General features: G+C 55.7%; 16 protein-coding genes and 1 other annotated feature. Of the genes, 6 read left to right on the top strand and 10 right to left on the bottom strand.

The genetic code is table 11. The features are described from left to right. Window positions 1-185: 185 nt before the first annotated feature. Window positions 186-1,868 (top strand): YbaL family putative K(+) efflux transporter, encoded by a 1,683-nt coding sequence (gene ybaL, locus CKQ53_RS09960; RefSeq protein WP_085652966.1) that lies wholly within the window; start codon window positions 186-188, stop codon window positions 1,866-1,868. A gap of 111 nt (window positions 1,869-1,979) precedes the next feature. On the opposite strand, the gene hemH is transcribed toward ybaL, so the two are convergent. From hemH to CKQ53_RS09920, 8 genes are all read right to left on the bottom strand, one after another. Further along, window positions 1,980-2,939 carry a ferrochelatase gene (hemH, locus tag CKQ53_RS09955; protein ID WP_094117621.1) on the bottom strand — a complete coding sequence of 320 codons (960 nt, stop codon included), beginning with the start codon at window positions 2,937-2,939 and terminating at the stop codon, window positions 1,980-1,982. A gap of 252 nt (window positions 2,940-3,191) precedes the next feature. Then, entirely contained in the window at window positions 3,192-3,836 is a 645-nt protein-coding gene (gene adk / locus CKQ53_RS09950) for an adenylate kinase (protein WP_094117620.1), read from the bottom strand. A gap of 172 nt (window positions 3,837-4,008) precedes the next feature. Further along, complete coding sequence (gene htpG / locus CKQ53_RS09945; RefSeq protein ID WP_176223564.1) at window positions 4,009-5,892, bottom strand: molecular chaperone HtpG; 1,884 nt, start codon at window positions 5,890-5,892, stop codon at window positions 4,009-4,011. 163 nt (window positions 5,893-6,055) lie between these two features. Beyond that, complete coding sequence (gene recR / locus CKQ53_RS09940) at window positions 6,056-6,661, bottom strand: recombination mediator RecR (RefSeq protein WP_085652962.1); 606 nt, start codon at window positions 6,659-6,661, stop codon at window positions 6,056-6,058. Continuing rightward, entirely contained in the window at window positions 6,661-6,990 is a 330-nt protein-coding gene (locus CKQ53_RS09935) for a YbaB/EbfC family nucleoid-associated protein (RefSeq protein ID WP_085652961.1), read from the bottom strand. Before CKQ53_RS09935 ends, recR begins: the two co-directional genes overlap by 1 nt. A gap of 37 nt (window positions 6,991-7,027) precedes the next feature. Further along, window positions 7,028-9,037 carry a DNA polymerase III subunit gamma/tau gene (gene dnaX / locus CKQ53_RS09930; protein WP_094117619.1) on the bottom strand — a complete coding sequence of 670 codons (2,010 nt, stop codon included), beginning with the start codon at window positions 9,035-9,037 and terminating at the stop codon, window positions 7,028-7,030. Further along, window positions 7,637-7,701 (bottom strand) — a sequence feature (DnaX frameshifting element). It overlaps the preceding gene by 65 nt. A 74-nt stretch (window positions 9,038-9,111) precedes the next feature. Then, window positions 9,112-9,657: an adenine phosphoribosyltransferase gene (gene apt / locus CKQ53_RS09925; RefSeq protein ID WP_026738858.1), complete on the bottom strand. Its 546-nt coding sequence runs from the start codon at window positions 9,655-9,657 to the stop codon at window positions 9,112-9,114. A 175-nt stretch (window positions 9,658-9,832) separates the two neighbouring features. Next, window positions 9,833-10,201: a DUF454 family protein gene (locus CKQ53_RS09920; protein WP_094117618.1), complete on the bottom strand. Its 369-nt coding sequence runs from the start codon at window positions 10,199-10,201 to the stop codon at window positions 9,833-9,835. Window positions 10,202-10,355: 154 nt separating this feature from the next. On the opposite strand from CKQ53_RS09920, the gene miaE reads away from it, so the two are divergent. The 3 genes from miaE (at window position 10,356) to rsmS (ending at window position 11,934) form a co-directional block, all read left to right on the top strand. Next, window positions 10,356-11,117: a tRNA isopentenyl-2-thiomethyl-A-37 hydroxylase MiaE gene (gene miaE, locus CKQ53_RS09915; protein WP_118894949.1), complete on the top strand. Its 762-nt coding sequence runs from the start codon at window positions 10,356-10,358 to the stop codon at window positions 11,115-11,117. Window positions 11,118-11,164: 47 nt separating this feature from the next. Further along, window positions 11,165-11,698: a primosomal replication protein PriC gene (priC, locus tag CKQ53_RS09910; protein WP_085652957.1), complete on the top strand. Its 534-nt coding sequence runs from the start codon at window positions 11,165-11,167 to the stop codon at window positions 11,696-11,698. Between the two features lie 71 nt (window positions 11,699-11,769). Beyond that, a complete protein-coding gene (gene rsmS / locus CKQ53_RS09905; RefSeq protein WP_085652956.1) occupies window positions 11,770-11,934 on the top strand; it encodes a pleiotropic regulatory protein RsmS in 165 nt (54 codons plus the stop codon). A gap of 58 nt (window positions 11,935-11,992) precedes the next feature. On the opposite strand, the gene mscK is transcribed toward rsmS, so the two are convergent. Further along, window positions 11,993-15,367: a mechanosensitive channel MscK gene (gene mscK, locus CKQ53_RS09900; RefSeq protein WP_167444809.1), complete on the bottom strand. Its 3,375-nt coding sequence runs from the start codon at window positions 15,365-15,367 to the stop codon at window positions 11,993-11,995. A gap of 115 nt (window positions 15,368-15,482) precedes the next feature. After that, window positions 15,483-16,121 carry a multidrug efflux transporter transcriptional repressor AcrR gene (gene acrR / locus CKQ53_RS09895; RefSeq protein WP_085652954.1) on the bottom strand — a complete coding sequence of 213 codons (639 nt, stop codon included), beginning with the start codon at window positions 16,119-16,121 and terminating at the stop codon, window positions 15,483-15,485. 142 nt (window positions 16,122-16,263) lie between these two features. On the opposite strand from acrR, the gene CKQ53_RS09890 reads away from it, so the two are divergent. Together CKQ53_RS09890 and CKQ53_RS09885 are read left to right on the top strand one after the other, a co-directional pair. Further along, the gene (locus tag CKQ53_RS09890; protein WP_085652973.1) at window positions 16,264-17,451 is read left to right on the top strand and encodes an efflux RND transporter periplasmic adaptor subunit; all 1,188 of its coding nucleotides are present in this window, start codon (window positions 16,264-16,266) and stop codon (window positions 17,449-17,451) included. Window positions 17,452-17,467: 16 nt separating this feature from the next. Continuing rightward, window positions 17,468-20,614: an efflux RND transporter permease subunit gene (locus CKQ53_RS09885; protein WP_118894947.1), complete on the top strand. Its 3,147-nt coding sequence runs from the start codon at window positions 17,468-17,470 to the stop codon at window positions 20,612-20,614. The last annotated feature ends 122 nt before the right edge of the window (window positions 20,615-20,736 follow it).

Raw genomic sequence — 20,736 nt, 5'->3', positions numbered from 1 at the left:
CGTTGCCCCACTCTGGCTTTATTTATATAAATTGATTTATCTGTTTGTCATACAAGCGCATAAGTATAGAGGCAGAGCCCACGATAATCAGGGCCGCCAGGGTTCAAGGGTCGCAGGCTCCAGCCCGGACAATGCAAGGCTCAGGAACATCCGCTCACTCACTTTACCCTCGCAAAGGAGTCGGAATGCATGATACCACCCCGTTAATCTCCACAATGGCCGCAGGACTGGTCCTTGCCTTTCTTTTGGGTATTTTGGCGCATCGCCTGCGAATTTCACCTCTGGTCGGCTACCTGCTGGCGGGCGTTCTGCTGGGTCCATTCACACCCGGGTTCGTCGCGGATACCAAGCTGGCGCCGGAAATCGCCGAGCTGGGCGTGATTCTGTTGATGTTCGGCGTCGGCCTGCACTTCTCCTTACGTGATCTGATGGCCGTCAAATCGATCGCCATCCCCGGCGCTATCGTCCAGATCGTCGTCGCGACGCTACTCGGACTGGGGCTTTCTTCGCTGCTGGGCTGGAGCCTGCAAAGCGGGCTGGTGTTCGGGCTGTGTCTGTCCACCGCCAGCACCGTCGTGCTGCTGAGAGCGCTCGAAGAACGCCAGCTTATCGACAGTCAGCGAGGACAGATTGCCATCGGTTGGCTGATAGTAGAAGACCTGGCGATGGTCCTGACGCTGGTACTGCTGCCGGCCTTCAGCGATATGCTGGGTTCGGAAACGGCCAATACCAGCAAGCTGCTCAAGGATCTGGCTTTCACGCTGGGTAAAGTCGTCGCCTTCATTACCCTGATGGTGGTCGTCGGCCGTCGTCTGGTCCCGTGGGTGCTGGCCAAAAGCGCCAGCACCGGCTCTCGCGAGCTGTTCACGCTGGCCGTACTCGCCATGGCGCTCGGTATCGCCTTCGGCGCGGTCAAGCTGTTCGATGTTTCGTTTGCGCTGGGCGCATTCTTCGCCGGCGTCGTCCTGAACGAATCCGAACTCAGTCAGCGCGCCGCCCACGATACCCTTCCCCTGCGGGATGCTTTCGCCGTGCTGTTCTTCGTCTCGGTCGGCATGCTATTCGACCCGATGATTCTGATCAACGAGCCGCTGGCCGTCCTGTGTACGCTGCTGATCGTCGTCTTCGGCAAATCGCTGGCGGCCTTCGCCATCGTCAGACTGTTCGGTCATTCGAAACGCACGGCGCTGACCATTTCCGTCAGTCTGGCCCAGATCGGCGAATTCGCTTTTATTCTGGCCGGTCTGGGGATTTACCTCGGTCTTCTGACCGAAGATGGCCGCCATCTGGTGCTGGCCGGGTCGATTCTGTCGATTATGCTCAACCCGCTGTTGTTCTCGCTGCTGGAGCGTTATCTGGCTAAGAACGAAACCATTGAAGAGCAGATCGTGGAAGAGGCTATCGAGGAAGAAAAACAGATCCCAGTGGATCTATGCGACCACGCCTGTCTGGTGGGCTATGGCCGCGTCGGCAGCCTGATTGGCGCTCAGCTGCATGAGTCCGGCATACCGATGGTAGTGATTGAAACCTCCCGCGCGCGCGTCGATGCGCTGCGTGAACAGGGCATCAAAGCGGTATTGGGCAATGCGACCAAGCCGGAAATTATGGATATCGCCCGCCTCGATTGCGCTCGCTGGCTGCTGCTCACGATCCCGAACGGCTACGAGGCCGGTGAAATCGTCGCCACCGCCCGCGCCCGGCGTCCCGATCTCGAAATCATCGCGCGCGCGCACTACGACGATGAGGTGAGCTATATCGCCGAACACGGCGCCGATCATGTCGTGATGGGCGAAAGGGAAATCGCGGATACCATGATTACCATGCTGAACATCACCCCCGATATGCCGACGAGGGAGTGTCCGATTTAACGGACCGGATTCCGGCGCGGTCCCCGCGCTGACGCAGATAAAAAAATGCCAGACTCAGTCTGGCATTTTTATGTCTATCGCAGGAAAGCGTCTCTCACGCCTTCGATCGCCTTAGGGAGCGGTGACTAGCTGTTCAAACAGATCGATATGCAGCGGGTCGTCGTTCAGCGCAGGAACATAGTTAAACCGCTCTCCCCCCGCATGCAGGAAGATTTCCCGGTTTTCTTCCTGAATCTCCTCCAGCGTCTCCAGACAGTCGGAGGCGAATCCGGGGCACATGATTTGAATATCCTTCACGCCCTGAGCGCCCAATGCCTGCATGGTTTCATCCGTATACGGCGTCAGCCAAGGCTCACGTCCGAAACGTGACTGGAAGGTCATCATCACCTGATCCTGAGGTAGGCCCAATGCCGCCGTCAGCGCCGCCGTCGTGGCGGCACAGCGTAGCGGATAGTCATCGCCCTCATTAGCATAGCGCTGAGGAATCCCGTGGAATGACATCACCAGCCGTTCAGGCACGCCATGCTCAGCAAACGAGGCCTCCACGCTATGTTTCAGCGCCGCGATATAAGCGGGATGTTCAGCGTAGTCGCGGATAAAGCGGATGCCCGGCATCCGGCGAGTGGATTTCATAAGGTTTGCAAGACCATCCCACACCGCAGCCGTCGTGGAGCAGGAGTATTGCGGATACAACGGCAGGACGGTCAGAGACGTCACCCCCTGCGCCATCAGGCTTTCCAATGCGGAACGCAGGCTGGGAGAGCCATAACTCATCCCCAGCGCCACCGGCGTGCCAGACAGACGTTCAGCCAACGCTTTTTCCTGACGGCGGCTGAAGACCAATAACGGGGAGCCCCCATCCATCCATACAGACTGATATAACTTGGCTACACGCGGTGAACGGAACGGCAGAATAGCGCCGCGCAGGATTAACGCCCACAGTAACGGGTTCACATCCACAACGCGCCTGTCGCTGAGAAACTCGGCCAGATAACGCTTCACCGCCTGCGGGGTGGGCGCATCAGGCGTGCCCAGATTGACCAACAGCACACCGTGTTTTTCTTCTTTCATTGATGCATTCCTCATTCCGACAGCGGGCTACAGTTCCGCCATTCACTCTGGATCAGGCGCTTATTGTAGCTAAAAACCGGCCTGAGTCGGGGACGATAGCGAGGTTAGTGCCGATATCAGCAATCGCCGGAAGCAATGCCGACGAAACCACCGCCGCAGCCAGCGAGATCGCGCCGAACGCCAGGCATAAAAAATGCCAGACACAGTCTGGCATGGTGCTTTTTGCGCGCTCGCCTTTGCAGGCACTATCGCTTAGCCCAGAATGCGGGCCAGCTCCGCGCTAATGTCGCTGACGCTGCGGGTGCCGTTCAGTTTGTGGTACTGAGTGTGACCGGCATCGGCTTCTTTCTGGTAATAGCTGACCAGCGGAGCCGTCTGCTGATGGTACTCGACCAGACGTTTACGTACCGTCTCTTCCTGATCATCTTTACGGATAGTCAGAGCTTCACCGGTGACGTCGTCTTTGCCTTCCACCTGCGGCGGGTTGAATTTAACGTGGTAAACACGGCCTGACGCCGCGTGTACGCGACGGCCGACGATGCGTTCGACGATCAGCTCGTCCGGTACGGCGAATTCCAGCACGTAGTCAACGTTGATGCCGGCGTCTTTCATGGCATCGGCCTGAGGGATGGTGCGCGGGAATCCGTCCAGCAGGAAACCGTTGCGGCAATCGTCCTGAGCGATGCGTTCTTTGACCAGGGCAATGACCAGCTCGTCAGTCACCAATTTGCCCGCATCCATGATCTCTTTTGCCTGTTTACCCAGTTCGCTGCCGGCTTTCACCGCAGCGCGCAGCATGTCACCCGTGGAAATCTGCGGAATGCCATACTTTTCCATGATGAACTGAGCCTGAGTGCCTTTGCCTGCGCCCGGAGCGCCCAGCAGAATAATACGCATCGCGTAGATCCCCTCGAAAATTTAAACAAAATTGAAAAAACGCTAAACCATACCATTCCGTACCGCCATCCTCAAGGAACGGGCTCGGTTCAGCCGACATCCGATCGGAAATAAATGGAGGTTGCGCCTGCAAAAAAAAGCCCCGGAGAACCGGGGCGGGAAAGAAGAAAAATTATGCCGTCAGCAGTTGGTTCATGCGACGGATGAACTGGTTAGGATCTTCCAGCGTGCCGCGTTCGGCGAACAGCGCCTGATCCAGCAGCAGCTCGACCCACTCGCCGAACTGAGCGTCGTCGGTGGTGTCAGAGGCGCGTTTAACCAGCGCATGGTCCGGGTTCAGTTCGAAGATGTATTTCACTTCCGGAGCCTGCTGGCCAGCGGCGGCAAACAGCTTCGCCATCTGCGTTCCCATTTCGTCAGCACCGGTGGTGACGATAGCCGGAGTATCGGTCAGACGATGCGTCAGACGCACCTCTTTCACGCGATCGCCCAGCAGGGTTTTCACGCGATCGACAAACGGCTCCAGCGCTTTTTCCGCTTCCTTCTGGCTTTCGTCAGCTTCATCGGCCAGCTTATCCAGCGCTTCGTCAGCCTTGCTGACGGACTGGAAGGATTTACCGTCGAACTCGGTCAGGTAGCTCATCATCCACTCGTCGATGCGATCGGACAGCAGCAGCACCTCGATGCCTTTCTTACGGAACAGCTCCAGATGCGGACTGCTCTTCGCGGCGGCATAGCTGTCGGCGGTGATGTAATAGATCTTGTCCTGACCTTCCACCATACGGCTGACATAGTCTTCCAGCGAGACGGTCTGCGCCGCGCTGTCGGTATGGGTAGAAGCAAAGCGCAGCAGTTTAGCGATCGTTTCGCGGTTGCCGCCGTCTTCCGCCGGACCTTCTTTCAGGACCTGACCGAACTGCTGCCACACTGTCTGATATTTTTCACTGTCGCTTTTCGCCAGGTGTTCCAGCATTTGCAGCACGCGTTTGGTCAGCGCGGTACGCAGGCTTTGAGTGACGCGATTGTCCTGCAGGATTTCACGCGATACGTTCAGCGGCAGATCGTTGGAGTCGATGAGACCACGCACGAAACGCAGGTAGTTCGGCATAAACTGTTCTGCGTCATCCATGATGAAAACACGCTGAACATAGAGTTTCAGGCCATGTTTATGATCGCGGTTCCACATGTCCCACGGTGCCTGAGAAGGGATATACAGCAGGCTGGTGTACTCCTGCTTTCCTTCCACACGGTTGTGGCTCCAGGTCAGCGGATCGGCGAAGTCGTGAGAAATGTGTTTGTAAAACTCCACATACTCTTCGTCGCTGATATCGGATTTATTACGCGTCCACAGCGCCTGAGCCTTGTTGATTTTTTCCCAGGTGACGGTTTTTTCCCCGCCCTCTTCTTCGCTTTCAGTTTCAGTTTGAATTTCTACCGGCAGAGCGATGTGGTCAGAATATTTGCTGATGGTGGAGCGTACGCGCCAGGTATCGAGGAACTCGTCTTCGCCTTCACGCAGGTGCAACGTAATTTCAGTACCACGTTCCGGCTTGTCGATATCGGCGATGGTGTAGTCGCCTTCACCCGCAGATTCCCAGAAGACGCCCTGATCGGCGCTGGCGCCCGCGGCACGGGTACGAACGGTGACTTTGTCAGCGACGATGAACGCGGAGTAAAAGCCCACGCCAAACTGGCCGATCAGCTGGCTGTCTTTCGCCTGATCGGAACCGAGCGATTCCAGAAACGCTTTGGTGCCGGATTTGGCGATAGTACCCAGATTCTCGATAACGTCTTCACGCGACATCCCGATACCGTTATCGGAGATGGTCAACGTGCGTTTTTCTTTATCGGTGGACACGCGTACACGCAGGTCGCCGTCGCCTTCATACAGATCGGGGGTGGACAACGCGCGAAAACGCAGTTTATCCGCCGCATCTGACGCATTAGAGATCAATTCACGCAGGAACACTTCCTTGTTGGAATACAGTGAATGGATCATCAGGTGCAGTAATTGCTTCACTTCAGACTGGAAGCCGCGGGTCTCTTGGCCTTTCATACTCATTATGACTCACCTCAAAACGTGTTTTATTCAGGCTGATTTATTCTCAGATAAGCAACAGGTGGGGTCAGACAGGGGGATTTCAAGGGGCAATGGTGGCGTTCAGCAGCGAAAAAGGCGGAATGGCGTGCGACTGCCGATATTTTCGGCAGTCAGACAGTCAGAACTTGAAGGGGTGGCGTCCCGCCAGCGAATGCGACAGCGTCGTGCCGTCCACCATTTCCAACTCGCCGCCTACCGGCACACCGTGGGCGATACGGCTTGCCATCACGCCATGCTCGGCGCACAGCTCGGCGATGTAGTTCGCCGTAGCGTCGCCTTCTACCGTCGGATTGGTCGCCAGAATCACCTCACTGATGTTCTCCGTTTCCAGGCGTTCCTCCAGTCGACCCAGGCCGATATCATCCGGACCAATGCCGTCCAGCGGCGAAAGGTGTCCCATCAAGACAAAGTAGCGGCCGGCGAACTGGCCGGTTTGCTCAACGGCATGAATATCAGCCGGACTTTCCACGACGCAGATCAGACCGTTTTCCTGACGACGGGCGTTTGCACAGATATTGCAGACGTCCTGTTCGGTAAAGGTACGGCAGTCCTCGCAGTGGCCGATTTCCGACATGGCGCGCGTCAGCGCCTGCGCCAATTTCATCCCGCCGCTGCGATCGCGCTGCAGCAGGTGAAAGGCCATACGCTGGGCTGATTTGGGCCCTACGCCGGGTAAACAGCGCAGGGATTCCATCAGTGATTCAAGAAGCGGACTGGTTTGCATCAGAACGGCATCTTGAAGCCCGGCGGCAGCTGCATCCCGCCAGAAACTGCGGCCATTTTCTCTTTCTGCGTTTCCGCAATGCGACGCGCCGCATCGTTGAACGCAGCTGCGATCAGATCTTCCAGCATGTCTTTGTCATCTTCGAGCAGGCTAGGATCCAGCTCGACGCGACGGCAGTTGTGCGCGCCGTTGATGGTGACTTTAACCAGTCCGGCACCGGATTCCCCAGTGACTTCCAGATTGGCAATTTCTTCCTGAGCCTGCTGCATTTTTTCCTGCATCTGCTGAGCCTGCTTCATCAGATTGCCTATTCCGCCTTTACCAAACATATCGTTCTCTCTATCACTCGGGCTGCTACAGCAGCAGTTAAACGGGTCGGATACTGTCTTCATCCAGCTCCGCGTCGAAGAATCGGCGCAGCGTCTGAATGTTATTATCCGTCATGATCGACTGACGCGCTTGCGCCAGTTTTTCTTCATAAATGGCCTGTCGCCACTCCAGCGGCGTCCGAACCGCCGGATTATCATCTTCAGCGACCGTCAGCGCGATATCACGCCCGTGGTACGCTGATAGCGCCGATGCCAGCGCCTGCTGCGCCGCGCTGGTGTTCAGATGACGTTGAGACGGACGCAGATGCAGATGAATCTCGCTCTCCGTCGGTCTCTCTCTGAACGCATTAAGCGCCAACTGCTGCACTAATTTCGGCAGCGGCAGATGGTCTATTTCAGCCGCCCACTCATCGCGCGTTTTGGCTTCTTCCGCCAACCGGGCGACCAGCTCCGGCGTCTTCTCATGCTCTAGTGCGGAACGCAGCGCCTTGGGCGTCGCGACTTCCACTTTTTGTTCCTGTGGAACCGTATTCTGCGCCTTCCAGCGATAGGCCTCCGGCTTCTTCGGTTCACGTTTTTCTTCCGCCTTCGACGCCATCCGCTGCTGACCACGTTCGCTCACTGAAGCCAATCGTTCCAGCGCTGACGTCCCCGGCCGCGTTCTTCCTGACGCTGCCGGTTCAGACTTTTTTGGCGGAGGCGTTCCCTGTTTCTGCAACAGTTGGCTGCGCGCCTGCAACAGCTGCGCCGTCGTGTCCGGTAAATGGCTCGTCGATGGCGCAGCGGACGCGGGTGGCTGAGCGGGCTCCGCTGGCTGCTGAGGGGGTGGCGACATCTCGTCCGCCGGCGCGGCCGCAGCCTGAGGGGCTGGCTGCACTGGCGTATTGGCCGTATTCGTCGTCATCTGCGGAGCGGCTATCGGCGCCGCGACGGTGACGGGGGCAGGCGCTTCAATGACCTGGCGGGGATGAAACGCCAGCGCGCGCAGTAACGTCATTTCAACGCCCATTCGCGGGTCCGGCGCATAGGTCAGCTCTTTGCGGCCAATCAGCAGGGTCTGGTAATACAGCTGCACTTCCGCAGGGGGGACGTCGCGCGCCAAATCCCGCAGGCGAGGCGCCACGCTGCTGTACTCGTCGCCCAACGCCGAAGGCAGCATTTGCACCATGGCGATACGATGCAGCAAGGTCAGCGTTTCCACCAACAGCGTTTCCCAATCCACGCCGCGCGCGGCCGCTTGTTGCAGCAAGGCCATCACCTGTGCGCTATCGGCTTTCACCAGCGCCTCTATCAATGCCAGAGGCTGTTCGTCGTCCAGCGTTCCCAGCATCTGGCTGACCGTTTCGGTCGTGACCTGCCCCTGACCGATAGCGATAGCCTGGTCGGCCAGAGAAAGCGCATCGCGCAGGCTGCCTTCCGCCGCACGCGCCAGCAACTGCAATGCACGCGCCTCGGCGGGCAGTTGCTCTTCCTGCAAGACGTGCTGCAGATGGGCGCGAATTTGTTCCGCATCCAACGCTTTGAGATGGAACTGCAGGCAGCGCGACAGAATGGTGACCGGGAGCTTTTGGGGATCGGTGGTAGCCAGTAGGAATTTGACGTGCGACGGCGGCTCTTCCAGCGTTTTAAGCAGCGCATTGAAGCTGTGCCGGGAAAGCATGTGCACTTCATCAATGAGGTACACCTTGAAGCGGCCGCGTGCCGGAGCGTACTGCACGTTGTCCAGCAAGTCGCGCGTGTCTTCGACCTTAGTGCGGGAAGCGGCGTCGATCTCGATCAGATCGACAAAACGGCCCTGCTCGATCTCAAGGCAGTTTTCGCATTTACCGCAGGGCGTTGCCGTGATGCCGGCCTCACAGTTCAGTCCTTTCGCCAGCAGACGCGCGATAGTGGTCTTCCCCACCCCGCGGGTGCCGGAAAACAGATAGGCATGGTGGATTCGGCCTAGCGAAAGACCATTAGCCAGCGCGGTCAGGACATGTTCCTGACCCACGACATCGGCAAAGGTTTGAGGGCGCCACTTACGGGCAAGAACCTGATAGCTCATCAATACCGCAACAGTTGAGTTATTGAGGTGGTGATGCTAACACAGTCTCGCCGCCATCGGCGAGACTGTTGTGCTTAATGACCGGGGAAGTCGACCAGGCTGAAACACTGTACGCCCATGGCTTCCAGGCGCTGCTGACCACCGAGGTCAAACAGGTTGATGACAAAGGCAGCATCGGTCACTTCGCCGCCTAAACGACGGATCAGTTTTACCGTTGCTTCGACTGTTCCGCCGGTTGCCAGCAGATCGTCGATCACCAGCACTTTGTCGCCGGCAGTAATAGAGTCTTCGTGGATTTCCAGCGTGTCGGTGCCGTATTCCAGTTCATAGCTTTCGCTCAACGTTTTACGCGGCAATTTTCCGGGCTTGCGCACCGGCACGAAGCCTACGTTCATCGCCAGCGCCACCGGCGCACCGAACAGAAAGCCACGCGCTTCGGTTCCAACGACTTTGGTGATGCCAGCATGACGATAACGCTCTGCCAGGAGGGAAATGCTGGCCGCGTAAGCCTGCGGATTTTCCAACAGGCTCGTGACGTCACGGAACAGTATGCCCGGCTTTGGGTAGTCGGGAACGCTCTTGATACTGTTTTTAATTAATTCTGGCTGTGTTACGGTCATAATCCTGTGCCTGATAAAACAATCTGTTCAGTGAATAACGGACGCCCGCTGTAGCTCTGACGGCCATCACGCGCCCTTCGCCGGGAAAGGTATAGAGGCGGGGCGCGCACGAAAACGCTCAAATCTAGTCAAACTGACTGACAAATGCAACAGCCCTGCATCCGGTCGCCTACTTTTATTGCTCCCGATCAACCACCGGCAGACGCCACATGAAGATCAGCAGGCAGGCCATGATCGCCAGTAATACTCCCCTGACCCACGGAATATGGACCATCCATATCGAGACGGCGAAGGTGACGACGATCACCACAACCGCTTTAACCTTGACGCCCGGCGGTAAAGCCCGATGTTGTTGCCAGTACCGTAAATAACCGCCGAACCACGAACGATGCAACAGCCAGTAGTGAAAACGCGGCGACGATCGGGCAAAACACCAGGCGGCCAACAGCAGAAACGGCGTGGTGGGCAAAAGCGGCAGTACGACGCCTAGCGTCGCCAGTACGACGGCAAGCCATCCCAGCACGATCAAAGTCACACGATACATACACAATACTCCCGCTGTTAGACGCCGCCAAACGCTGCCCGCTTATAGTAACGGGTATCACGCTGATTTGACCATCGCGGAGCGGGATCGCAAATGACGACAAAGTCGGTATCATGACGATCTATTTCATCCACCGTTGCTTTGTACCTAATCCATGTTCGATCGCGCTATTCTCACCCCCATCGACCAATTCTTGACGGCGGAAACGCCTGATGAGTGGGTTATCGAGGCACAAAAAGCCGATAATCTACCGACGATATTACGCGACCACGCGCTGTGCGAGCTGAAAGCGGCGCAAAATGCGGCGCACGTCCTGCGGCGCTACGCCGTCGATGAGCCTGGCCAGCGACAGCTGATGGACTGGCTCACGCCCTATGAAAACTTCGCTTATCACCACCGCGGCGAATTCGCTGAACTGGGAACAAAAAGCCCGGTGTCCAAACAGTTAGGTATTCGACCCGGCTGCCATTATGGTCAGGATATGATCGATAAAATGGTGCTGCTGATAAAAGAAGAACTGCACCATTTTCATCAGGTGCTGGAAATCATGATGTCGTTGGGCATCGTTTACCAGCGACTGCCAGCCAGCCGCTATGCGAAAGGCATGTTACAACATGTCATTACCCATGAGCCGAATACGCTGGTCGACAAGCTGATTATCGGCGCATTTATTGAGGCCCGCTCCTGCGAGCGTTTTGCTAAACTGGCCCCGTGTCTGGAAACGCAGTTACAGAAATTCTATCTCTCCCTGTTGAGGTCTGAGGCCCGCCACTATCAGGACTATCTTGCGCTGGCCCGGCAGATCGCCGATCGGGATCTTTCACCCAGGATCGCGTTCTTTGCCGAAGTCGAGGCCGAGCTGATCGTCTCGCCTGATGACGATTTTAAATTTCATAGCGGCAAGCCCCGTCTTTGACGCCGGCCCGCCTCCGAGTTTCACCTATTGATGACTGAGGCAACCGAATGAGTACCTCTACGCTGCTGCAAGCGCTAGACCATCAGATCGCCAGCTTGGCCGAGCAGATAGCGCCGGTGATAGGGATGACGACAGCCCGCTCCCGCTTTGACCGGCAGCTGTTTGGCTGTTATGGCACACGTTTCGGCGACTATCTGGCCGAAGTGAAGCAAAATCACCAGCATCTGCAACAATATGTCGCCGAGAATCGCACCGACCGGGTGGCCTTTATGGCCGAGAAACTGCTGGCTCAGATTACCGCGCTGCAGCGCGAGCTGGGGACCTGGAAAATGCGGCAGCAGAGCCCAGCAGCCACGCCGCCGCCCGATCTTTACCACAAGCTGGCGGAGCATCAGGGCTATGAGCGGCGTTTGATCGCGATGATTCAGGATCGGGAAAGTTTACTTCTCAAGCAAACCGCCTTTGACGAGCAACAGCGGTTACAGAAAGAGTTGGCGGCGCTGGAAGGCCGGCTGGCGCGGTGTCGACAGGCGCTCACGCGTTTAGAGCGACAGATAGAAAGACGGGAACAAGGTTCCTAAAACTCGTTGCCCGCGGTGATATCTGCTATATCTACACGTTGATTCCGAGCGAACGGGAAGGTGAACCCACTATGTCACTGGAAAATGCAGCTCCCGAAGTCAAACTGGCGGTGGATCTCATCATGTTGTTTGAGACCAACCAGATTGAACCCGAGGTGGTGCTGGCCGCACTCGACATTGTACGTAAGGATTATCTGCACAAGTCCCAGGGACAGGGCGATCTCTCAACCGACTAGCGGTTGTAAGCCGGAACAGACGTTTCAGGCGTTTGTTCCGGCTATTTCCCGCCCCCCTTTACAGGAGCGATGGGTTTTCCGGCAACGAACGGGAAATTTCTTTCACTTCCTTGCCCTGCTCATTGTGCAAATACACTTCCAACTGATTGAACGCGATATTGATGTCATTTTCACGACACAGGCGGTCGATCGCGCGGTTCAGCTCATCCACGGTGTAGCTGCGATCGCGCAACTCGCGCACATACAGTCTCAGCTCATGATTGAGCGTGCTCGCGCCAAACGCGAGGAAAAACACCTGTGGTTCCGGATCGGTCATCACACGGGCATTTTCGCGCGCGGCCTGCAACAAAACGGATTTCACCTTATCCAAATCCGACCCGTAGGCTACACCGATGCTGATGATGACACGCGTGATGGTGTCAGACAGCGACCAGTTGATCAGACGCTCCGTCACGAAGGCCTTGTTGGGAATGATCACTTCTTTACGGTCAAAATCCGTTATCGTCGTCGCTCGAATTCTTATCTTGCTGACCGTTCCCGAAAACGTGCCGATGGTAATGGTGTCGCCGATACGCACCGGTCGTTCGAAGAGAATGATCAGACCGGAAACGAAGTTGGCGAAGATCTCCTGCAAACCGAACCCAAGCCCGACGGATAACGCCGCGACCAACCACTGGAGTTTGTCCCACGATACGCCAAGCGAGCTGAGGGCGGTCACCGCGCCGACGGAGGTAATCAGGTAGGTCAATATCGTCGTGATGGCGTAGGACGTACCCTGCCTCAGCTGCAGTCGGGAGAGCACCAGCACTTCCAGTAGCCCCGGCAAGTTGCGCGTCATCACGTAGGCAATCACAATCACCGCCAGCGACAGCAGCAGGTTGCCGAGCGTGACCGCTTGCAGGACATTGCTGCCGCCCACGGATGCGTTGTAGTGCCAGAGCGTGACGCTATCAAGGTAGGAGAATACCGTTACCAGATCTGCCCAAATCCCATAAATAGCGCCACAGAAGACCATCACCAGAACCATGGTGGTCAGCCGCAATGACTGCTGGCTGATTTGTTCCAGCGCCAGCGGCGCTTCAGGCACCGGCTCGCTCCCTTCTGCCCCTTCCTTCACCATATTCTGCCGTCTGGCCAGCGCACGACGATAAGCCAGACGTCGCGCGGCGACACTAAGACCACGGATCGTCGCCATATAAACCACATTCCAGATAATTAGCAGATACAGACTTTCGATCCAGCGCCCGGACAGCCGCAGCGTGGTATAGAAGTAGCCGCTAAACATCAGCACGATCAAAAACGGCGGCATCAGGGCGATCGCCGTGACGACGATCAGACGCATCGTGTGGCGATCCTTATCCCGCCAGCTGTCGCGGCAAAGCGGAAAGACCAACACGGACAGCAGTACCAAATTGAGGACGATCACCAGTTGCCCGATAACGTCGTCCACCAGATAAAGCGGTATCTGTTCGCCGATAACAGACCAAAAAATCAGCGGCAGCAGCGCACAGCCCAGTCGTAGCGTCTGTCTGCGATAGTGAGCGCTTAACGAAGGCGCCAAATTGAAGTGCCGTTCGAACATTCCCTCGGGCTTCAATCCCTGCCAGGCCAGACCGAAGACGAGCCAAAACAGCGCCAGATCCTGGCTCAGCAGCCAGGCGAATTCGCCGAGTTGCCCTCCAGAACGCTCCAGCCACAGCCCCACGCACATGATCATCAGCGTGACGGGCAGCACCTTAATCAGCAGTAGCAGAATCGTTTGCGGCGTATGTAGTTGGCTGTCTCGCTTAAGCTGCCCAACGTCTTTGGATAATTTGTCGAGATAGTGATCGATCGATCGACGACGCCAGAAGATCAGCCCCACCAACAGCATGGCGGGGAGCACATAAAGTAAGGACCGTAAAGCCCCCTGAACCAGCTGTTCCGATTTAACCCCAATGTGGAGGCCATGCAGTTGCTGTTTGAGCGAAGAAGGGAATTCTTTCAACCAGCTCCAGCCCATCGGCTTGTTGCTGTTCACCCAGAAGATCTGCTGAGTCAGCGTCCTTTGCAACGACGCGTTCACGCTGCCGAGCTGCTGTCGGTTAATTTGCAGGTTGATCGCGAGCATGAGCTGGTTGCCAAGCTGCTTGTTCAACTGATCGAGCAGTTCCCGGCGCATGTCCAGAATCTGTTCCAGCGCATCAGTCACTTCGCTATCGGATGCCGTGTTACTGCGCGCCAGCAGCTTCTGGATATATTCATCGCCGCGAAATAGCTCATCACGCTGCTGGTTGATGTCGAACTGTTCCAGACGCAGGTCGGCGATCTGCGTACTCATGTCGCTCAGCTCATCTGCCGAAGGCAGGTTTTGCTGTTGCTGGTACAAAATACGCGATAGCAACAGGCTGCCTTTGAGAACGGTCACCTGCTCTTTCAGATTACGCTCCGACTGCGTGGCGCGATCCAACCAGTTTTTCACCTGAATACTTTGCTGCACCAGTGTATTTCCGGCTTCAGTCGCGGTAATCAAACGCTGGCTGAGCTGGCGGTTGGTTTCCATTTCCGTTTTGACCAACGGATTTTCCTGAATACGCTGCAGTTCGCCGGAAGTCTGCGCCTCTTTGGCGGTTTTCTCAGATAAATTGAGGCGTTTGTGACTAACCACATTTTGCAGCGCCTGCACCATGCGCTCTTGCTGATTAATCTGGGCCGCCGTGTAATCACGCTGCTTTTGCAGCAGATCCTGCAGCGTCGTGTTCACTTCCAGACTTTTGCGCTGTTGCTCCATCTGAGCGCTCAACAGGGCCTGTTCCGTCAACAACAACGTTTGCTGGCTCGGCCGCAGCGTCACCTGACCCGGCTCCAGCCCATTAAGCTGATTGCGCAGCTGCTGACTGCGCTGAGAGGCCGTCAACATGGCGCTCTGCACTCTTTCCGGCTGCGTCTGTAGCGAAATCAGCTGGCTGTTGTAATTGGAGAGGTTTTCCTGCGCCGACTGCAGGCCAGCCAGCGTGTCATTCAGCCGCGACTCCAACTGTTTGATCGATAAGGATTCGAGAGAGGCGAGCGAGATTTCCGAGGAGGTGGCCAACGCTGCCAAATCATCGCTGGTCTGCCGCAGTTTGGTCGGCGCTTGCGCCGCCTGAAGTTTCAGTTGGGCGGTTTCCTGCTTAACCCGTTCTATCGCATCAAGCACATCGAGCGTTTTGGTGTAGTCCTCGATAACCAGTTTGTCGGCCGGGGACTGGCTTTTTTGTTTATTCAGCGTGTCGAGACGGTTTTGAATATCGCCGCGGGCCGGTAAATCATTGGTCACCGCCAACGCTGGCGTACACACGGCCAGCGCCAGACACAATACACAAAGGTGCGCCGACAGAGAACGCAGGGCGAAATCCGCCATGCGGCAAAAAGAGGAGTAGAAATGACGAAAAATTGGGAACCTGAAACTCATGGCACATCATCGTTTAAGCGGAGATATACCGAGTTTATCACGCCTCCGTCAGGCCAAGATATGTGAATCCGTGGTGAAACGTAACGGTATTAACGTTCTGTAAACATTTTCCAGGTCAATGAACCTGACGCATGGCAGGACTGAAACGCAGCATATCAATGAGGCCATCGATCAAAAATGGCGCTTCGGTACTTAATTCGAAGCTTTCCGGCATAAATAACCAGTTTTCCATCACGCCAGAGAGATAGGCACGAAGAGCAATGGCCGCCCGGTGGGCATCCATATCCTCAGGTAACTTGCCGGAGAGAATGCAGCGATTCAACAAAACATCCACTTTATTGTAACAATCAAGGTGGATTTCTTTGCGCCCATGGCAGGACGAGCGAATTTCACCGATAAACTCGCATTTATGAAATATGATCTCCATCATCGCGCGCCATTCGCCGTCGCGCTCGATCTGCTTCAACATATAAATAAGCACTTCGCGCATCACATGAAGTGGATCATCCGGAAATTTTGCATGATACTCAGTTTCAAAATCAGTCATTTTTGTTTCTGAGCGCGCCCAAATCTCGTTGAACAGTTCAGTTTTGTTTTTGAAATGCCAGTAAATAGCACCTCGTGTTACACCCGCAGCGACCGCAATGTCACACAATGACGTCGCAGAGACACCGTGCTCGGAGAAAAGGCGCAGTGCCGTTTCCATGATGTGCTGGCGGGTTTCCTCAGCCTGTTTTTTGGTTTTTCGTGCCATAGCATTATTTTAACTGAAAGGTGCGATTTACATACATTCGTGTATGTATGTAACATAGCATGAACTGGATATTATCGCAGCAATGGGTTTGGGCTTGTTATCCATTGATCAATTCTCGAATCGGAATCTTGAGGTTTATTTTATGAATAAAAACAGAAGGCTTTTGCCTCTGGCGGCGGTGCTGATGCTTTCTGGCGGCTTAGTACTTACGGGATGTGATAATAAAGGTGAGAGTCAAGGCAGCGCGGCAGGAAGCGCTCCGGCGGTAGATATTGTAACTATAAAAGCACAACCTCTGAATATCATCACCGAACTGCCGGGACGTACCAACTCTTTCCGCGTAGCTGAAGTCCGCCCTCAGGTCGGCGGCATAATTCTTAAACGTAACTTCGTGGAAGGCGGCGACGTCCAGGCTGGCGTATCGCTGTACCAAATCGATCCGGCTCCGTATCAGGCTCAGCTTAACAGTGCGAAAGGAACGCTGGCGGAAGCACAGGCTAACGCCGAAGTCGCGCGTTTGACCGTCAACCGTTACAAACCGCTGCTCGGCACCAACTACATCAGCAAGCAGGAATACGACCAGGCCGTCGCCACCTCCCGTCAGGCTGACGCCACGGTCGTTTCCGGTAAAGCCGCCGTAGACTCTGCCAAAATCAACCTCGATTACACTAAAGTCACTGCGCCGATTTCAGGCCGAATTGGTAAGTCCACGGTCACCGAAGGCGCCTTGGTTTCCAGCGCGCAGACAACCGCGCTCACCACCATTCAGCAGCTCGATCCCATTTATGTCGACGTCACACAGTCCAGCAATGATTTTTTGCGGCTCAAGAATGATTTGAAAAGCGGCACGATTCAGGCTGCTAACGGCAAAGCCAATGTCCGCCTGTTGCTGGAAAACGGGACCGAATACGATCAGCAGGGTACGCTGGAATTCTCTGATGTGACCGTCGATGAAACGACCGGCTCCATCACTCTGCGCGCCATTTTCCCGAACCCTTCTCACAACCTGCTGCCTGGGATGTTCGTCCGTGCTCGTCTGGATGCAGGCGTTAATCAAAATGCGATTCTGGTCCCTCAGGAAGGCGTCACCCGTACACCGCGCGGCGATGCTTCCGCACTGGTCGTGGGTGAAGGGGATAAAGTTGAAGTTCGCACTGTCACTACGGCCCAGGCCATTGGCGACAAGTGGGTCGTGACCTCAGGCATTAAAACCGGCGATCGCGTGATTGTTTCCGGCTTGCAAAAGATCAAACCCGGTATGGTGGTGACAGCTCAGGAAGTCAAATCGGACAACACTCAGCAGCCCCAAACCCAACCCGCCAAGTCTTAACAGGAGCCGGTAATCAATGGCTAAGTTTTTTATAGATCGCCCCATCTTCGCATGGGTCATTGCCATTATGGTGATGCTGACCGGGCTATTGGCGATAACGCAGTTGCCGGTAGCCCAGTATCCGAGCATTGCGCCGCCGTCCGTTGAAGTGACCGCCTCTTATCCGGGTGCAGACGCCAAAACGGTTCAGGATACGGTAACGCAGGTCATCGAACAGAACATGAGCGGCATCGATAATCTGCTGTACATGTCTTCGAACAGCGACTCATCGGGTAACGCCCAGATCACATTAACCTTTGACTCCAAAGCTAACCCGGACATCGCGCAGGTACAGGTGCAGAACAAACTGCAGCTCGCCATGCCACTGTTGCCGCAGGAAGTTCAGCAGCAAGGCGTCAGCGTACAGAAGTCCAGCAGCAGCTTTCTGATGGTGGTTGGTTTTATCAGCGATGATAAAAACACAACCCAACAAGATATTGCGGATTACGTCGGCTCCAGCGTCAAAGACCCCATCAGCCGCGTCACTGGCGTGGGTGATACTCAGCTGTTTGGTGCCCAGTACGCCATGCGTATCTGGCTTGACCCTAACAAACTGACCAATTACCAGATGACCACGTCAGACGTGGTTTCGGCGATTACGGTTCAGAATACGCAGATTGCCGCCGGTCAGCTAGGTGGGACGCCGCCAGTGCCGGGGCAAAAACTCAACTCGTCAATTATCGCTCAGACAAGACTCAACAATACCGAGCAGTTCGGCAACATCTTGATCCGCGTGAATCAAGACGGTTCGCAGGTTCGACTGAAAGACGTCGCCAGAATCGAACTGGGCGGTGAAGACTACAGCGTCGTGGCTCGTTATAACGGCCAGCCGGCCTCCGGTCTCGGTATCAAACTGGCGACCGGCGCCAACGCGCTGGATACCGCTAACGCGGTTAAAGCCGAGTTGGCAAAACTGCAGGCGCAGTTCCCTGCGGGGTTGAAAGTGGTCTATCCGTACGACACTACGCCGTTCGTTAAGATTTCTATTAACGAAGTAGTGAAAACGCTGATTGAAGCTATCGTGCTGGTGTTCCTGGTCATGTATCTGTTCCTGCAGAACTTCCGCGCGACGCTGATCCCGACCATTGCGGTTCCGGTGGTACTGCTGGGAACGTTTGCCATCCTCTCGGCATTCGGTTACTCCATCAACACGTTGACCATGTTCGCGATGGTCTTGGCTATCGGTCTTCTGGTGGATGACGCCATCGTCGTCGTGGAAAACGTCGAACGTGTCATGGCGGAAGAAGGTCTATCGCCGAAAGAAGCAACGCGGAAATCCATGGGCCAGATTCAGGGCGCGCTGGTCGGGATTGCTCTTGTGCTGTCCGCCGTGTTTGTTCCGATGGCGTTCTCTGGCGGCTCAACCGGCGCAATCTACCGTCAGTTCTCCGTCACCATTGTATCGTCTATGGTGCTGTCCGTACTGGTGGCATTGATCCTGACCCCTGCCCTGTGCGCCACGCTGCTTAAACCCATTGATAATCATGACCACGGCAAAACCAAGGGCTTCTTCGGCTGGTTCAACCGCCTGTTTGAGAAGAGCACGCATCACTACACCGACAGCGTCGCCAATATTCTGCGCAGCACCGGTCGCTATGTGGTGATTTACCTGCTTCTGGTCATTGGTCTGGGCCTGATGTTCATGCGTCTGCCCAGTTCGTTCCTGCCTCAGGAAGACCAGGGCGTGCTGCTCACCATGGTGCAGTTGCCGGTCGGCTCCACGCAGGAAAGCACACAGAAAGTGCTGGATAAGGTGGATGATTACTACCTGAATAATGAAAAGGACAACGTTAACTCCGTCTTTACCGTCAACGGCTTCGGATTCGCCGGACGCGGACAAAACATGGGGATCGCCTTCGCCAGCCTGAAAGACTGGGATGAGCGTAGCGGAGCGGAAAATAAGGTCGATGCTATCGCTGGCCGTGCTTACGCCGCCTTTTCTCAGATAAAAGAAGGGTTGGTTATTCCGTTTAACATCCCTGCCATCGTTGAACTGGGTACCGCAAGCGGCTTCGACTTCCAATTGGTTGACCAGGGTAACCTGGGCCATGACAAGCTGATGCAGGCCCGTAACCAGCTGTTGGGGATGGTCGCACAGCATTCGGATACGTTGGTGAGCGTACGTCCGAACGGCATGGAAGATACGCCGCAATATCGTCTGGATATCGACCAGGAGAAAGCGCTGGCGCTGGGCGTTACGTTGGATGAGATCAACTCGACGCTGGCAACCGCGTTGGGCGGAAGCTACGTCAACGACTTCATTGACCGCGGTAGGGTGAAAAAAGTCTACGTTCAGGCAGATGCGAAGTTCCGCATGCTACCCGGCGATATTCAGAACTGGTATGTGCGCGGCACTGCGGGACAGATGGTTCCGTTCTCCGCCTTCGGTTCGGCCCACTGGGAATATGGCTCCCCACGTTTGGAACGCTATAACGGTTTACCCTCCATGGAAATTCTGGGTGAAGCCGCCCCTGGGAAAAGTACCGGTGAAGCAATGGCGTTGATGGAACAATTGGCGTCGCAGTTGCCTGAAGGGATCAACTTCGACTGGACGGGGATGTCTTATCAGGAACGTCTTGCAGGAAACCAGGCGCCCGCGCTGATTGTCATTTCTGCTATCGTCGTCTTCCTGTGTCTTGCCGCTCTATACGAGAGCTGGTCAATCCCCTTCTCCGTCATGCTCGTCGTGCCACTGGGGATTCTGGGGGCGGTCGTCGCTGCCAGTATGCGCGGGTTGGAAAACGACGTGTACTTTAAGGTGGGGATGCTCACAACCATTGGGCTATCAGCCAAAAACGCCATCTTGATCGTCGAGTTTGCGAAAGACCTGATGGAAAAAGAAGGGAAAGGATTGGTAGAAGCAACGCTCGATGCTGTCAGGATGCGTTTGCGTCCCATCCTTATGACCTCACTGGCCTTTATTCTGGGCGTCGTGCCGCTGGTGATCAGCTCTGGCGCAGGCTCCGGCGCGCAGAATGCAGTCGGTACGGGCGTCATGGGCGGGATGCTGACCGCCACCATTTTGGCCATCTACTTCGTGCCCGTCTTTTACGTCGTCGTCAGCCGACGCTTTAGTAAAAAGAAGGCCGCTGAGAATACGGAACATCAGCCAGACCAGCACTGATACATTCCCTTCAGTCAACTTAGGCCGCTTTTAGCGGCCTATTTTTTTGCCCCCTCTAGCTCCATGTATACAACCCACAGTTGATCGGCGAATAAAAAAAGCGCAGAATAATGTTATGTTAT

Origin of the sequence: Lonsdalea britannica, assembly GCF_003515985.1 — a bacterium.
Lineage (GTDB): Bacteria > Pseudomonadota > Gammaproteobacteria > Enterobacterales > Enterobacteriaceae > Lonsdalea > Lonsdalea britannica.
This window is presented reverse-complemented; position numbering and strand designations above follow the sequence as displayed.

What these genes read in the sequence shown, in the direction of transcription:
- htpG (WP_176223564.1), bottom strand. Translation starts at nt 5,892, where the DNA reads ATGAAAGGCCAAGAGACCCGCGGCTTCCAGTCTGAAGTGAAGCAATTA.
- rsmS (WP_085652956.1), top strand. Translation starts at nt 11,770, where the DNA reads ATGTCACTGGAAAATGCAGCTCCCGAAGTCAAACTGGCGGTGGATCTC.
- ybaL (WP_085652966.1), top strand. Translation starts at nt 186, where the DNA reads ATGCATGATACCACCCCGTTAATCTCCACAATGGCCGCAGGACTGGTC.
- hemH (WP_094117621.1), bottom strand. Translation starts at nt 2,939, where the DNA reads ATGAAAGAAGAAAAACACGGTGTGCTGTTGGTCAATCTGGGCACGCCT.
- apt (WP_026738858.1), bottom strand. Translation starts at nt 9,657, where the DNA reads ATGACCGTAACACAGCCAGAATTAATTAAAAACAGTATCAAGAGCGTT.
- CKQ53_RS09885 (WP_118894947.1), top strand. Translation starts at nt 17,468, where the DNA reads ATGGCTAAGTTTTTTATAGATCGCCCCATCTTCGCATGGGTCATTGCC.
- recR (WP_085652962.1), bottom strand. Translation starts at nt 6,661, where the DNA reads ATGCAAACCAGTCCGCTTCTTGAATCACTGATGGAATCCCTGCGCTGT.
- CKQ53_RS09890 (WP_085652973.1), top strand. Translation starts at nt 16,264, where the DNA reads ATGAATAAAAACAGAAGGCTTTTGCCTCTGGCGGCGGTGCTGATGCTT.
- miaE (WP_118894949.1), top strand. Translation starts at nt 10,356, where the DNA reads ATGTTCGATCGCGCTATTCTCACCCCCATCGACCAATTCTTGACGGCG.
- adk (WP_094117620.1), bottom strand. Translation starts at nt 3,836, where the DNA reads ATGCGTATTATTCTGCTGGGCGCTCCGGGCGCAGGCAAAGGCACTCAG.
- priC (WP_085652957.1), top strand. Translation starts at nt 11,165, where the DNA reads ATGAGTACCTCTACGCTGCTGCAAGCGCTAGACCATCAGATCGCCAGC.
- acrR (WP_085652954.1), bottom strand. Translation starts at nt 16,121, where the DNA reads ATGGCACGAAAAACCAAAAAACAGGCTGAGGAAACCCGCCAGCACATC.
- dnaX (WP_094117619.1), bottom strand. Translation starts at nt 9,037, where the DNA reads ATGAGCTATCAGGTTCTTGCCCGTAAGTGGCGCCCTCAAACCTTTGCC.
- CKQ53_RS09935 (WP_085652961.1), bottom strand. Translation starts at nt 6,990, where the DNA reads ATGTTTGGTAAAGGCGGAATAGGCAATCTGATGAAGCAGGCTCAGCAG.
- CKQ53_RS09920 (WP_094117618.1), bottom strand. Translation starts at nt 10,201, where the DNA reads ATGTATCGTGTGACTTTGATCGTGCTGGGATGGCTTGCCGTCGTACTG.
- mscK (WP_167444809.1), bottom strand. Translation starts at nt 15,367, where the DNA reads ATGAGTTTCAGGTTCCCAATTTTTCGTCATTTCTACTCCTCTTTTTGC.